Below are 13,674 nucleotides of genomic sequence, written 5' to 3' on the forward strand. Positions count from 1 at the left end.
TCCGATAGCAGGTCAGGCGGTCAGTTCCGCCACGGCCTTCTTCCAGACGTTCTGGTCGCGGGCCTCGCCGGGCTGGTTGACCTCGGCGAAGCGGACCTTGCCCTCGGTGTCGATGAGGAACGTGCCGCGGTTGGCCATCCCGGCGGCGTCGTTGAACACGCCGTACGCCTTCGCGATCTCGCCGTGCGGCCAGAAGTCCGACAGCAGCGGGAAGGTGTAGCCCTGCTGCTCGGCCCACGCCTTCAGCGAGAACGGCGTGTCCACCGAAACGCCGATGACCTGCACCTGGTCGTTCTGGAACTCGCTCAGGTCATCGCGGACCTGGCAGAGCTCGCCCTCGCAGACACCGCTGAAGGCGAACGGGTAGAAGACCAGCAGGACGTTCTTCTTGCCCCGGAAATCGGCCAGCGAGACCTTTTCCTTGTTGTAGTCGGGCAACGTGAAGTCCGGCGCCTGTGCACCGACCTCAACAGTCATGAGAGCACCCTCCTGTTCGACATGACCTTGTCCCGGCCGAACCTACACTTCGCAGCGAAAGTGGGCACCGATGGCGACATCGGTGCCCACGTTTCGAAACACGAACCGCCTCAGCGACGGGCCTTGGCCCGGCGGTATGCCAGCCGGGTTCCCATCCAGCCTTCGCTGACGCTTGCGTTCGCGGTCTGCGCCAGGTTCGCCGTAGAGGCGGCCTCGGCGATGTCGGCCGGTTCGACGTATCCGTCGCGGCCGGTCTTGGGGGTCATCACCCAGATGACCCCGTCGTCGGACAGGGGCGTCATCACATCGAGAAGCGTGTCCGTGAGGTCGCCATCGTCTTCGCGCCACCACAGCAACACGACATCGACCACTTCGTCGGCATCTTCGTCGAGGAGATCGCTCCCGCAACGCTCCTCGATCGAGGCCCGGACGTCGTCGTCGACGTCCTCGTCCCAGCCGATTTCCTGGACAACCATCTCCGGCTCGATGTCGAGCCTCTCGGCGACGTCGGCTTCGCCTTTACCGGCGTCTCCCGCGGCGACCACGGTTTGCTCACTCCTCCAATGCACCGGTGCGGTGACCATCTGGCCCCACACGACTTTCAAACCTGGCCGATAGCGAACACTGCGGACCGCCACCGGCGCAACTGCTAGGCGCTCGACACGCCGTAGCAACGCGTTGAGGTCCGACTCTAGACCGGCATCGCTCGCACCAACAGCCTGCGGTGCGTCGTCGTGGGTGTCGGATGCGCCCATCAGGCCCGAACATGAGGGACGATAGCGGTGTCGGACGTCACGTCCGGCCCCAAAAACCCTGCCACGAATCCCGACGTAGTCGAGGAGTTCCCTTGTCCGCGCTCAACAACGACGCCACCAACGACGCGGTCTCCGCCCAGCGGGTCCGGGTGATCCGGGAGGGCCTCGCCTCCCACCTGCCCGACATCGATCCGCAGGAGACCGACGAGTGGTTGCAGTCCTTCGATTCGGTGCTGTCGGCCAACGGGCAGCAGCGCGCCCGCTACCTCATGCTGCGGCTGCTCCAGCGCGCCCGCGAGACCGGCGTCGGCGTCCCGTCGCTGACCAGCACGGACTACGTCAACACCATCCCCACCGAGCAGGAACCGTGGTTCCCCGGTGACGAGGAGACCGAACGCCGCTACCGGGCGCTGATGCGCTGGAACGCCGCGATGATGGTGCACCGCGCGCAGCGGCCCGGCATCGGCGTCGGCGGGCACATCTCGTCCTTCGCCTCCTCGGCCAGCCTCTACGAGGTGGGCTTCAACTGGTTCTTCCGCGGCAAGGACCACCCCGGAGGCGGCGACCACCTCTACATCCAGGGCCACGCCTCCCCCGGCATCTACGCGCGCGCGTTCCTGGAGGGCAGGCTCACCGAGCACCAGCTCGACGGATTCCGCCAGGAGCACTCGCACGCCGGGGCCGGCGGCGGTCTGCCGTCCTACCCGCACCCGCGGCTGATGCCGGACTTCTGGGAGTTCCCGACCGTGTCGATGGGCCTGGGCCCGATGAACGCGATCTTCCAGGCCCGGTTCAACCGCTACCTGCACGACCGGGGCATCTCCGACACCTCGCAGCAGCGGGTGTGGGCGTTCCTCGGCGACGGCGAGATGAACGAACCCGAGTCGCGCGGCCTGCTGCACGTGGCGGCCAACGAGGGCCTGGACAACCTGACCTTCGTGGTCAACTGCAACCTGCAGCAGCTCGACGGGCCGGTGCGCGGCAACGGCAAGATCATCCAGGAGCTGGAGGCGTTCTTCCGCGGCGCGGGCTGGAACGTCATCAAGGTCGTGTGGGGCCGCGAGTGGGACTCGCTGCTGCACGCCGACCGCGACGGGGCGCTGGTCAACCTGATGAACACCACCCCCGACGGCGACTACCAGACCTACAAGGCCAACGACGGCGCCTTCGTGCGCGAGCACTTCTTCGGACGCGACCCGCGCACCAAGGAGATGGTCAAGCACCTGACCGACGACGAGATCTGGGGTCTGCGGCGCGGCGGCCACGACTACCGCAAGGTCTACGCGGCCTACAAGGCGGCCACCGAGCACCACGGGCAGCCGACGGTCATCCTGGCCAAGACGATCAAGGGCTACGGTCTCGGACCGCACTTCGAGGGCCGCAACGCCACGCATCAGATGAAGAAGCTGACGCTGGACGACCTCAAGCTGTTCCGCGACAGCCTGCGCATCCCGATCTCCGACGAGCAGCTCGACCCCTACGAGCCGCCGTACTACCACCCCGGTCAGGACTCGCCGGAGGTCCAGTACCTGCAGGACCGCCGCCGTCAGCTGGGCGGATACCTGCCGGAGCGCCGGGCCAAGTCGAAGCCGCTGGTGCTGCCCGGCGACAAGGTCTACGAGGTGATCCGCAAGGGCTCCGGCAAGCAGGAGGTCGCCACCACGATGGCGTTCGTCCGGCTGCTCAAGGACCTGGCCAAGGACGCCGAGATCGGGGCGCGGATCGTGCCGATCATCCCCGACGAGGCGCGGACCTTCGGCATGGACTCGATGTTCCCGTCGCAGAAGATCTACAACCCGCAGGGCCAGCTCTACACGCCGGTGGACTACCAGCTGATGCTGGCCTACCGGGAGAGCGAATCCGGGCAGATCATGCACGAGGGCATCAACGAGGCCGGTTCGACCGCCTCGTTCACCGCCGCGGGCACCAGCTACGCCACGCACGGCGAGCCGATGATCCCGGTCTACATCTTCTACTCGATGTTCGGCTTCCAGCGCACCGGTGACGGGTTCTGGGCGGCGGCCGACCAGATGGCGCGCGGGTTCGTGCTCGGTGCCACGGCGGGCCGCACGACGTTGACCGGTGAGGGCCTGCAGCACGCCGACGGGCACTCGCAGCTCATCGCCGCGACGAACCCGGCGGTGGTGGCCTACGACCCGGCGTGGGCGTTCGAGGTGGCGCACATCGTCAAGGACGGTCTGCGGCGGATGTTCGGCGAGAACGCCGAGAACGTCTTCTACTACCTGACCGTCTACAACGAGCCGTACCAGCAGCCCGCGGAGCCGTCCGAGCTGGACGTGGACGGGCTGTTGCGCGGGCTCTACCGGTATCAGCAGGCCCCTTCGGGGTCCGGGCCGCGCGCCCAGCTGATGGGGTCGGGCGTGCTGCTGCCGGAGGTCCTCAAGGCCGCGCGGCTGCTGGCCGAGGACTGGGGCGTGCGGGCCGACGTGTGGTCGGCGACGTCGTGGGCGCTGCTGCGCCGGGAGGCCGAGCAGGTCGACCGGCACAACCTGCTCAACCCCGGTGCCGAACCGCAGGTTCCGTACGTGACGCGCGCGCTGTCGCAGGCCGAGGGCCCCGTGGTGGCGGTCAGCGACTGGATGCGGGCGGTGCCGGACCTGATCCGCCCGTGGGTGCCGGGCGAGATGGTCAGCCTCGGCGCGGACGGCTTCGGCTTCTCCGACACCCGTCCCGCGGCGCGTCGGGTGTTCCTCGTCGACGCCGAGTCCACGGTGGTCGCGACCCTGGCGGCGCTGGCACGGACGGGCCAGGTCGACAAGGCCACGGTGGTCGAGGCCGCCCGCAAGTACCGCATCGACGACGTCCAGGCCGCGGGCCCGCAGACGTCGGACCCCGGAGTCTCCTGACTCCGGTCGATCCCCGCAGGCCCCGGAGGCCCCGCTCGGAACGCGGTGGTCACCGGGGCCTTCGTCGTACCGGCGCCTGGAGGTCTCGGATTTCAGTGGAAATCGGAAGTCGGATTTCCACTGAACTCGGGGCTCGGATTTCCACTGAAATCCGGAACTCCACGTGGACGAGGTGCGATGCGTCGTGCCGTGGGCGGGTTGTGAAGCCGGTTTCAGGAGGGAGATCCGCCGGGGCGTCGTGTGGTGGAGTGGGGCGGTGCGAATCGCGTGCATCGACGGCGATGGGATCGGGCCCGAGCTGATGGACAGCGCCCGGGAGGTGCTGGCCGCCGCCGCGTCGATGGACGGGCTGACGGTGGAGTTCGGCAGCGAACCCGGCGGGGCCAAGACCTACCTCGAGACCGGGGAACCGCTGGTAGCCGGGGCCCTGGGGCGGTTCCGGGACGAGTACGACGCCGTGCTCAAGGGACCGGTCGGGCTGCCGGAGGTGCGCAAGCCGGACGGGACCGAGGCCGGGGTGCTCGGCGGAGTGCTGCGCGGCGGGCTCGACACCTACGCCAACGTGCGCCCGGTCCGGCTGCTGCCCGGTGTCCGGGACTCGGCGAGCCCGATCGACTACGTGATCGTCAGGGAGAACACCGAGGGCCTGTACCTCTCGCGCGGCTCCGGAGTGCGCAACGAGCGGGCGGCCAGCGACCAGCTGCTGATGACGCGGGTCGGCGTCGAGCGGATCGTGCGGTTCGCCTTCGAGACCGCGCGAACGCGCGACGGCGCCCCCGGCGACGGAGTTCGCCGGGTGACCTGCGTGGACAAGAGCAACGTGCTGCGCAGCTTCGCGTTCTTCCGGGACATCTTCGACGAGATCGCCGCCGACTACCCCGACGTCGAAGCCGATCACCGCTACACCGACGCCGCCGCGCACGACCTCGTCGCCGATCCCGGCCACTTCGACGTGCTGGTCACCGAGAACTTCGTCGGCGACATGCTCAGCGACCTCGGCGCGGCGACCGTGGGCGGGCTCGGCACGTGCCCGTCGGGCAACATCGGCGAGCGCACCGCCTACTTCGAACCCGTGCACGGCAGCGCTCCGTCGATCGCCGGGAAGGACGAGGCGAACCCGACGTCGCAGCTGCTGACCGCGGCGATGCTGCTCGACCACGTGGGCGCCGCCGCCACGGCGAAGCGCATCACCGGTGCCGTCGAGGCCGCCTACGCCGACGGCGCCGTCCGCCTCAATCCCAACGGCACCCCCACCTGCGGCACCCGGGGCGTGACCGCAGCGGTCCTCAGCCGCTTGTGATCGGGGTGGGTAGTTCGCGCTGGGCTCGGGCCGTGCGGGTCCAGCTCCACCAGCCGTGGATGACCAGGGCCGCGAACACCAGGTAGATGGCGGCGCTGAAGTAGAGGCCGGAGGCGATCTGCAGCGGCACTCCGACCGCGTCGACCGCGAGCCAGACCAGCCAGAACTCGACCAGACCCCGGCCCTGCGCCCAGAACGCGACACCGGTGCCGATGAAGATCCAGGCGTCCGGCCACGGCGCCCACGAGGCGTCCAGCGCGCTCAGAAGCAGCGCGAACGCCGAGGTGCCCAGGGCCAGAACTCCGACGAGCACCAGCCGTTCGGCACCGGTGGCCTTGCGGATCGCCACGCCGTAGACCGGGTCGCTGCGGCGCTTCCAGGCCCACCAGCCGTAGACGGAGATCAGCAGGATCACCACCTGGCGGACGGCCAGACCGCCGAGGTGGGCGGAGGCGTAGACCGCGAACAGCAGCACGGTCGCCGACACCTGCACCGGCCAGGTCGCCACCCAGCGCCGCTGCGCGAGGAAGACCACCGCGAGCGCGCAGAGCTGCCCCACGAGTTCGGCCCAGGAGATCTTCTGACCCAGCACGGTGATCCCGTTGCCGAGCAGCCATTCCGCCACCGCTTGCACGCCCGCTCCTCCCGCCGGGTGCGCCGGGGTGTGCGCGGGCGACCGCGGAACCGGCGAAACACGGCGTGAACCGCCGGGATTCGCGCACCGCGGTGGCCCGTGCGCGCCTCTCATCCGGACTTTGACCGTCGGTTCCGGAATTCCACCGGATCGGCCGGCACCCACGAGGTGCCGGTTCGCGGACTTTCACCGCCGGTTCGGAGTTTCACCGACCCCGGAGCGCACGAGTTCGTACTGCACTGGCCAACATCCTGCGCCGGTCGATCTGTTCCGCGCTTGAGACGTGGGTCGGATCACAACGGGCCGACACCACTGATGGCCGATCGAACACCCGTACCCCGATCACCTAGACTTGATCGTCCGAAGCTGAACGAGGGGGTAACGCCGGATGAACGACACCGACCGCGCCATCCTCGCCTTCGAGCTGGAGCACTGGCAGTACCAGGGCAACAAGGAACGGGTCATCCAGGAGCGCTTCGGGTTCTCCCCGAACCGCTACTACCAGCGCCTCAACCGCCTGCTGGACGAGCCCGAAGCCTTAGCCCAGCAGCCCGCACTGGTGAAGCGCCTCCTCAACCGGCGCGACCAACGCGCCCAACGCCGCCGCGCGGTCTAGGTTCCGCACCGCCCCGAGTTCTCAAGCTCCCGGCGCCGGTTGGCGTTGTTGCTGGATCCGGACCAGTTCGGCGAGCAGCGGCGCGGCTTGATCGGCAGGCATCGCTTCGAAGGCGGCCTTGATCGCCTCCGGCCCCTGGACGGCTCCCTGCGGTGCGGCGGGCTGGTCGTTCGCGGCCGTTCTGTTGACCAGGTCCACCAGCATCGCGACGATCGTGCGCGGGCCGACCGCGGTCTGCCACCCCTGGATCTGCCCCTCGGGGCCGCGCGGCCCCAGCAGTTCGTGCTCCAAGCGCCGCAGCATCGCGTCCTGTTCCGGGGTCATCTCGTCCTCCTGGTCCTTGGTCACGAGGTCAGCGCGAAAGCGGTCCATGTCGACGTGGCCCGGGTCGATCTTGCCGGTGACGCTGGTCTCCTTGTGGCCGCGCGCCGCTTCGAGCGGCCGGTCGAGGTGACGCAGCACCGCGGCGGTGGCGGTGATCGCCGCGGCGTACTGCTCGGGGCTCGGACCCTGATCGACGCCCTGGTAGTCCCACTCGAACCCGACGTAGAGGGTGTTGCCGTCGCCGGCCGGGTTCGGCCCGGAGGCCTTGGCCTCGCCCGCGTGGTTGGCGCGACCCGCGGCGATCACGTGGACCACGCCGTCGAAACCGATCACCGCGTGGCACAGCGGCCCCTTGAGGTCGCTGCGCCCGTCGATGCACAGCTGCACGCTCGGAGCCGGGTTCTCGTACGAGGCCGGAGTCGCGGTGTGGTGTTCGAGCACGCCGACCGCTGCGGTGGGCTGCACCCCCGAGGCGGTGCGTTCCTTCCAGCCGGACGTCTCCACGACGGCCAGACCGGCAGCCCGCAGCACGTCGGCGAGCCACACGAGAGGTAGCGCCATCGGTGATCACCCCCAACGAGATCCCGCGAACCATGGTGTCGGTTCCCCGCACCCGCCCGGAACGGCCAAGAGCGTGAAAAATCGGGACCCACCCGATGGGTGAGCCCCGATCTCTCAACCTCGCGTCAGAGGGTTCCGCTGTGACCCTGCTGGCCTTGTCCGGGCTGTCCCGGAGCGGGCATCTGCTGGGTGGCCTGGTCCCCGGCGTTGCCCTTGCCGCCGAACTGCGACTCGGCGTTGTCCAGCCACCGGCTCCAGCGCTGCTGCATCGGCTGGATGAGGCCACCGCCGACACCGACGATGACCACGCCCGCGGCCGCGGCCAGCACCGCGACCAGCACCGGGGTCGTCACGGTGACCGCGATCCCGATCTGGTTCAGCGCCGAGATGATGCCCAGCGCCAGGATGAAGCCGAAGGCGATCTTGCCGAGCATCGGGCCGAACGAGCGGTTGCCCAGCGAGCTGGTGATCAGGTCGCCGACCGCGCGGCCGATCGCACCGGCCACCAGGACCAGGATGACGGCGACGACGACCCGCGGCAGGAACAGCACGACCTGATCGATGAGGTCCTTCACCGCGTTCGGGCCGAACGCGCTCAACGCCAGCTGCAGGAAGATCAGCAGGATGAAGTAGTAGATCAGCTTGACGAGGATTCCGCCGATGTCGATTCCCGACCCCGACGTCATGTCGTGCAAACCGGACTTCGCCAGGAGTTTGTTGAATCCCAGCTTGTTGAGCACCATCTGAACAGCCTTGGAAACGGCCTTGGCGATGAGCCAGCCGACCAGCAGGATGATCAGGAAAACGATGAGTTTCGGCACGAAGGTGGCGACCGCTGACCACGCCGCGGACAATCCTTGCTGGAGAGCTCCCATAGTCCTTGCTCCTCGGTGAAACCGGAAAATCAATGGCGAATTCGCGTCTCGGAAATCGTTCTCGAACATCAACTCCGCAGCAACTCCGACAGGCGCCACGTTCGGACGACTTTCGTCGCCCTTTCGACTGAATTGTTTGACCAGTTCAATTACGCCATGAATACGAATACCCACCGGGTGAGGCTGCTCGCTTCTCCGCGCTCCCCTCGAACACGCTGATCTCGGACATGCGATTCTGTCGGCATGAGTACCGAAGACGCTGGTGAGCGGGACACCGGTACACAAGATCAAGTGTGCGCGGCGACGCTGCGCCGGCTCGAACGCGCCTCCGGAGGGCTCGCCGGCGCCAGCATCACCGCGATGGAGCAACGACTCCCCTGGTTCCAGCGGCTTCCGGCCGACCAGCGGGCGAGCGTTCAGCTGGTGACCCAGACCGGGGTCTCCAACTTCGTCTCCTGGATGCAGGACCCCAACCAGTCCATCCGGCTGACCGCCGAGGCGTTCCGCAACGCGCCCCGCGACCTCTCCCGCTGGGTCAGCCTCCGCCAGACCCTGGAACTGGTCCGCGTCGCCATCGACGTCTTCGAGCAGCAGCTGCCGGAGCTCGCCGAGAAGGAGCACGAGCGGTTCGTGCTGCTGGAGTCGATCCTGCGCTACACCCGCGAGATCGCCTTCGCCGCCGCCACCTCCTACGCCGCCGCGGCCGAGTCGCGCGGCGCGTGGGACGCCCGGCTCGAAGCGCTGGTCGTCGACGGCATCGTGCGCGGCGACGCCGAGGAGTCACTGCTGTCCCGGGCCGCCGCGCTGGGCTGGGACCCCGCCTCCGAGGCCACCGTGCTGGTCGGCAACGCCCCCTCCGACGACCCGCCGACCGTCGTCTACCAGGTGCGCAGTCGCGCCGCCCGGGTCGGCTGCGCGGTGCTGCTGGGCGTGCAGGGGACGCGGCTCGTGGTCGTCTTCGGCGGTACCGGCGACGGTCGCGACAACGAGCAGATCGCCATCGGGCTGACCGAGGCGTTCGGCGAGGGCCCGGTGGTGGCGGGACCGAGCATGCCGAGCCTGGCCGACGCGCACCGCTCCGCCTCCGACGCGATGTCGGCCCTGAGATCGGTGGTGGCCTGGCCGACCGCGCCGCGCCCGGTCCCCTCCGGCGACCTGCTGCCCGAGCGCGCGCTGGCCGGTGACCCCGAAGCCGAGCGGCAGCTGGTCGAGCGCATCGTGCTGCCGCTGGTCGACGCGGGCGGTGCGCTGATGGAGACGGTCGACACCTACCTCGAGGTCGGCGGCGTGCTGGAGAACTGCGCCCGCCAGCTCTACGTCCACCCCAACACCGTCCGATATCGACTCCGCCGCGTCGCCGAGCTGACCGGGCGCACCCCGTCCAACGCCCGCGACGCCCACGTGCTGCGGGTCGGGCTCGCGGTCGGCCGGCTCGCCAAGGCCCGGGGGCTGTGGTGAGCTCGCGACGAGACCGCGAACACAGGGCGAATTCGGTGGCGTGGGGTTCACCGGGCTGTCACCGACCGGACACGGCCAACAACGATTCCCCAGTTAAGACCGACCGCCGCAGGTGGCGCTTGTAGACACTCCACAAGTTTGCGCGCAGGACTTAGTCCTCATCGGCATCACCCCGATCCCGCCACCGGGTGTTCAGTAGCAAGAGTGATCGCGCTTCTCGCCCCCGGACAGGGGTCTCAGGCCCCAGGGATGTTCAACCCTTGGTTGGAGCTCGACGGCGTCGAGGACCGCCTCGGACGCTGGTCGGAGCTCACCGGCCTGGACCTGATCAGACTCGGCACCACTGCGGAGGCCGATGAGATCAAGGACACCTCGGTCACTCAGCCGCTGGTCGTGGCGCTGTCGCTGATCGCAGCCGAAGAACTGCGCCGCCGCTTCGAGGTGCCCGCCGACACGCCGGTCGCCGGCCACTCCGTCGGCGAGCTCGTCGCAGCGGCCGTCGCCGGCGCGCTCAGCGCGGACGACGCCGTGGCGCTGGCAGCGGTGCGCGGCCGGGAGATGGCCGCCGCCTGCGCGCTGGAGCCGACCGGCATGGCCGCGGTGCTCGGCGGTGACGAGCAGACCGTGCTGGAGACCCTGGAACGCCTCGGCCTGGACCCGGCCAACCGCAACGGCGGCGGTCAGATCGTCGCCGCCGGCAAGACCGGCGCGCTGGAGCAGCTGGCCGCCGAGCCGCCGGAAGGCGCTCGGGTCCGCCCGCTCCCGGTCGCCGGCGCGTTCCACACCCGCTTCATGGTGTCCGCGCAGGAAACCCTGGCCAAGCACGCCAAGAGCGTCGAAGCCACCGACGCGGTGCTGCCGCTGCTGTCCAACGCGGACGGCTCGGTGGTGTCCTCCTCCGACGACATCCTGAACCGCCTGGTCAACCAGGTGACCAGCCCGGTCCGCTGGGACAGTTGCATGACCGCGCTCGGCGAGCGCGGTGTGGACGCCGTCGTGGAGTTCCCCCCGGCCGGTGCGCTGACCGGCATGGTGCGTCGCGCGCTCAAGGGCGTCCAGACCATCGCCCTCAAGACCCCTGCCGACCTGGACAAGGTCGCCGAACAGCTCGGGAGCGCCGCGTGAGCCTGCCCCACATCGCATCGAAGCCCGCCGTCGCGGGAACCAAGCTGCTGGGCTTCGGCAGCACCCAGGGCAACCGGATCGTCACCAACGACGACCTGGCCAAGCTGGTGGACACCAACGACGAGTGGGTCCGCCAGCGGGTGGGCATCATCCACCGCCGCATGGGTGACGAGCACCAGACGGTGGTCAACATGGCCGTCGAGTCCGGCGCCAAGGCGATCGCCGACGCGGGCCTCACGCCGTCCGATGTGGACCAGGTCATCGTGGCCACCTGCACGATGCCCGGCGGGATCCCCAACGCCGCGGCCCAGGTCGCCGACCAGATCGGCATCAAGGCCAAGAGCGCCTACGACCTCAACGCCGCCTGCGCCGGTTTCGTCTACGCCCTCAACACCGCCTCCGACGCGGTGCGCGCCGGTTCCGCCCGCAACGTGCTGGTGATCGGTTCCGAGCGCTTCCAGGAGTGGATGGACTGGGAAGACCGCTCCAACCTCATCATCTTCGCCGACGGCGCCGGTGCGACCGTGGTCGGCGCGTCCGACGAGCCGCAGCTCGGACCGGGTGTGCTCGGCAGCGCCGGTGACCTGGTCGACACCATCTACCTGCGCGAGGGCAAGTACATCCACCAGGAGGGCCAGTCGGTCTTCCGGTGGGCGACCACGCAGATCGCGCCGGTGGCCATCGAGGCCGTCGAGGCGGCCGGGTTGCAGCTCTCCGACATCGACGTGCTGGTGCCGCACCAGGCGAACCTGCGCATCATCGAGGCCATCGGAAAGAAGTTGCAGAGCAAGGGTGCCCGCGACGACCTCGTCGTCGCGCGTGACATCGTCTACTCCGGCAACACGTCATCGGCGTCGATCCCGCTGTCCATCGACCACATGCGGGCGGCCGGGGAGATCCCCAGCGGCGCCGTGATGCTCCTCGTGGGCTTCGGTGCCGGGCTGTCCTACGCCGCCCAGGTCGCCATCTGCCCCTGATGCCGTTCCACAACCGGAAAAGCCACCGCGGGTGACGCAACCCAGCGGTAGGGACGTAAGAACCAGGAAGGAAGAACCAGTGTCGAACGAAGAAATCACCAAGGGTCTCGCCACCATCGTCGAGGAGGTCGCGGGTGTCGACGCGGCCGACGTGACCATCGACAAGTCCTTCGTCGACGACCTGGACATCGACTCGCTGTCCATGGTGGAGATCGCCGTGCAGGCCGAGGACAAGTTCGGCGTCAAGATCCCGGACGACGAGCTGGCCAACCTCAAGACCGTCGGTGATGCGGTGGACTACATCACCAAGAACGCATGACCACCGAAGTCGTCATCACCGGGCTGGGCGCGACGACACCGCTGGGCGGTGACGTCGCGTCCACTTGGGACGGGTTGCTCAACGGCGCCAGCGGCATCCGCCGCCTGGAGGCCGAATGGCTCGACACCTACGAGCTGCCCGCCAAGATCGGCGCACCGCTGGCGGTCGATCCGAGCGAGGTGCTGCCCCGCGTGCAGCTGCGCCGGATGGACCGCTGCGAGGCCATCGCGGTCATCGCGGCCCGCGAGGCGTGGGCGGATGCCGGCTTCGAGATGCCCACGGACGAGTCCGAACCGGTCGACCCGGATCGGCTCGGCGTGTCGCTGGGCACCGGCATCGGCGGCCCGCTGACCCTGCTGCAGCAGGACGACCAGCTGGAAGCGGGTGGCCTGCGCAAGGTTTCGCCGCTGACCGTCCCGATGCTGATGCCCAACGGCCCGGCCGCCATGGTCAGCCTGGAAGTGCGCGCCCGCGCCGGTGTGCACTCGCCGGCTTCAGCGTGCGCGTCCGGCGCCGAGGGCCTGGCCAAGGCCGCCGAGATGATCCGGTACGGACACGCCGACGTGGTGGTGGCCGGTGGTGCGGAGTCCTGCATCCACCCGGTCACGATCGCCGGTTTCGCCCAGGCCCGGACCCTGAGCACCCGCAACGACGAGCCGGAGCGCGCCTCCCGCCCGTTCGACGTGGACCGCGACGGGTTCGTGATGGGCGAGGGCGCCGGTGTGGTGATCCTGGAGAGCGCCGAGCACGCCAAGGCGCGCGGTGCCCGGATCTACGGCCGGCTGGCCGGCTCCGGCATCACCTCCGACGCGTACCACATCACCGGTAGCCACCCCGACGGTCTGGGCCAGGTCGCGGCGATGCGCAAGGCGCTGGCCGCAGCCGATCTGCAGCCCTCCGACATCGGGCACGTCAACGCGCACGCCACCTCCACGGTGGTCGGCGACGTGGGCGAGGCGAACTCGGTGCGCAAGGCCATCGGGGACGGCACGGTCGTGACCGCTCCGAAGGGTTCGCTCGGGCACCTGGTCGGCGGGGCCGGTGCGGTGGAGAGCATCGTCACGATCCTCTCGCTGCACCACGGCGTCATCCCGGCGACGCAGAACCTCGAGAACATCGACCCCAAGGTGGAGCTGGACGTGGTGGCCGACAAGCCGCGTCACGTCGAGCAGACCGCCGCCATCAACAACGCCTTCGGCTTCGGCGGGCACAACGTCGCGCTCGCCTTCGCCAGGGCATGATCGCGGCCCGCGGGGACGGGTGACAATCCCGTCCCCGCCACGGCCCGCTTCCTCCCGCGCGATCCGGTGAAGACCGCCCGGAGCTCGGACCCATCGCAGGTTCCCGCGCGCACGGCGTCGCGACTCGAACTCCTGCGGAGCCTCC

The 13,674-nt window shown here is 69.3% G+C and carries 13 protein-coding genes and 1 riboswitch; of the genes, 8 read left to right on the forward strand and 5 right to left on the reverse strand.

Features of this window, described 5'->3' with window-relative positions; all coding sequences use genetic code 11:
* Positions 1-12: 12 nt before the first annotated feature.
* Positions 13-477, reverse strand: a complete 465-nt coding sequence (locus AB0J91_RS02125) for a peroxiredoxin (RefSeq protein ID WP_132627083.1) — start codon at positions 475-477, stop codon at positions 13-15.
* A gap of 110 nt (positions 478-587) precedes the next feature.
* A complete protein-coding gene (locus AB0J91_RS02130) occupies positions 588-1,022 on the reverse strand; it encodes a DUF3052 domain-containing protein (RefSeq protein ID WP_093420851.1) in 435 nt (144 codons plus the stop codon).
* A 302-nt stretch (positions 1,023-1,324) separates the two neighbouring features.
* Between AB0J91_RS02130 and aceE the strand changes: the two genes are divergently transcribed.
* Both aceE and AB0J91_RS02140 read left to right on the forward strand, forming a co-directional pair.
* Positions 1,325-4,099 (forward strand): pyruvate dehydrogenase (acetyl-transferring), homodimeric type, encoded by a 2,775-nt coding sequence (gene aceE, locus AB0J91_RS02135; RefSeq protein WP_363792601.1) that lies wholly within the window; start codon positions 1,325-1,327, stop codon positions 4,097-4,099.
* Positions 4,100-4,355: 256 nt separating this feature from the next.
* Entirely contained in the window at positions 4,356-5,399 is a 1,044-nt protein-coding gene (locus AB0J91_RS02140; protein WP_363863218.1) for an isocitrate/isopropylmalate family dehydrogenase, read from the forward strand.
* On the opposite strand, the gene AB0J91_RS02145 is transcribed toward AB0J91_RS02140, so the two are convergent.
* Positions 5,386-6,033, reverse strand: a complete 648-nt coding sequence (locus AB0J91_RS02145) for a nicotinamide mononucleotide transporter family protein (RefSeq protein WP_363863221.1) — start codon at positions 6,031-6,033, stop codon at positions 5,386-5,388. The genes AB0J91_RS02140 and AB0J91_RS02145 overlap by 14 nt on opposite strands.
* Positions 6,034-6,131: 98 nt before the next feature.
* Positions 6,132-6,259: riboswitch (FMN riboswitch) on the reverse strand.
* 162 nt (positions 6,260-6,421) lie between these two features.
* Here AB0J91_RS02145 and AB0J91_RS02150 point away from each other — a divergent pair.
* Complete coding sequence (locus tag AB0J91_RS02150) at positions 6,422-6,649, forward strand: DUF3263 domain-containing protein (protein WP_093420858.1); 228 nt, start codon at positions 6,422-6,424, stop codon at positions 6,647-6,649.
* Between the two features lie 21 nt (positions 6,650-6,670).
* Here the strand turns inward: AB0J91_RS02150 and AB0J91_RS02155 are convergent, their stop codons facing one another.
* Entirely contained in the window at positions 6,671-7,534 is an 864-nt protein-coding gene (locus AB0J91_RS02155) for an N-acetylmuramoyl-L-alanine amidase (protein ID WP_363863224.1), read from the reverse strand.
* 125 nt (positions 7,535-7,659) lie between these two features.
* Positions 7,660-8,409 carry a hypothetical protein gene (locus tag AB0J91_RS02160; RefSeq protein ID WP_363792609.1) on the reverse strand — a complete coding sequence of 250 codons (750 nt, stop codon included), beginning with the start codon at positions 8,407-8,409 and terminating at the stop codon, positions 7,660-7,662.
* Positions 8,410-8,652: 243 nt separating this feature from the next.
* On the opposite strand from AB0J91_RS02160, the gene AB0J91_RS02165 reads away from it, so the two are divergent.
* The 5 genes from AB0J91_RS02165 to AB0J91_RS02185 all read left to right on the forward strand — a co-directional run bounded on the left by AB0J91_RS02165 (position 8,653) and on the right by AB0J91_RS02185 (position 13,529).
* A complete protein-coding gene (locus AB0J91_RS02165; RefSeq protein WP_363792611.1) occupies positions 8,653-9,867 on the forward strand; it encodes a helix-turn-helix domain-containing protein in 1,215 nt (404 codons plus the stop codon).
* A 204-nt stretch (positions 9,868-10,071) separates the two neighbouring features.
* Positions 10,072-10,992, forward strand: a complete 921-nt coding sequence (locus AB0J91_RS02170) for an ACP S-malonyltransferase (RefSeq protein ID WP_363863227.1) — start codon at positions 10,072-10,074, stop codon at positions 10,990-10,992.
* Positions 10,989-11,969, forward strand: coding sequence for a beta-ketoacyl-ACP synthase III (locus AB0J91_RS02175; protein ID WP_363792614.1), 981 nt, complete (start codon positions 10,989-10,991; stop codon positions 11,967-11,969). Before AB0J91_RS02170 ends, AB0J91_RS02175 begins: the two co-directional genes overlap by 4 nt.
* 79 nt (positions 11,970-12,048) lie before the next feature.
* A complete protein-coding gene (locus AB0J91_RS02180) occupies positions 12,049-12,288 on the forward strand; it encodes an acyl carrier protein (protein WP_132680878.1) in 240 nt (79 codons plus the stop codon).
* Positions 12,285-13,529 (forward strand): beta-ketoacyl-[acyl-carrier-protein] synthase family protein, encoded by a 1,245-nt coding sequence (locus tag AB0J91_RS02185; protein ID WP_363792616.1) that lies wholly within the window; start codon positions 12,285-12,287, stop codon positions 13,527-13,529. Before AB0J91_RS02180 ends, AB0J91_RS02185 begins: the two co-directional genes overlap by 4 nt.
* The last annotated feature ends 145 nt before the right edge of the window (positions 13,530-13,674 follow it).

Origin of the sequence: Saccharopolyspora sp. NPDC049357, assembly GCF_040677225.1 — a bacterium.
Classification (GTDB): Bacteria; Actinomycetota; Actinomycetes; order Mycobacteriales; family Pseudonocardiaceae; genus Saccharopolyspora.

Bases quoted from the DNA above. Each gene is read 5' to 3' on its own strand.
- AB0J91_RS02125 (WP_132627083.1), bottom strand. From the start codon at position 477: ATGACTGTTGAGGTCGGTGCACAGGCGCCGGACTTCACGTTGCCCGAC.
- AB0J91_RS02150 (WP_093420858.1), top strand. From the start codon at position 6,422: ATGAACGACACCGACCGCGCCATCCTCGCCTTCGAGCTGGAGCACTGG.
- AB0J91_RS02155 (WP_363863224.1), bottom strand. From the start codon at position 7,534: ATGGCGCTACCTCTCGTGTGGCTCGCCGACGTGCTGCGGGCTGCCGGT.
- AB0J91_RS02160 (WP_363792609.1), bottom strand. From the start codon at position 8,409: ATGGGAGCTCTCCAGCAAGGATTGTCCGCGGCGTGGTCAGCGGTCGCC.
- AB0J91_RS02165 (WP_363792611.1), top strand. From the start codon at position 8,653: ATGAGTACCGAAGACGCTGGTGAGCGGGACACCGGTACACAAGATCAA.
- AB0J91_RS02185 (WP_363792616.1), top strand. From the start codon at position 12,285: ATGACCACCGAAGTCGTCATCACCGGGCTGGGCGCGACGACACCGCTG.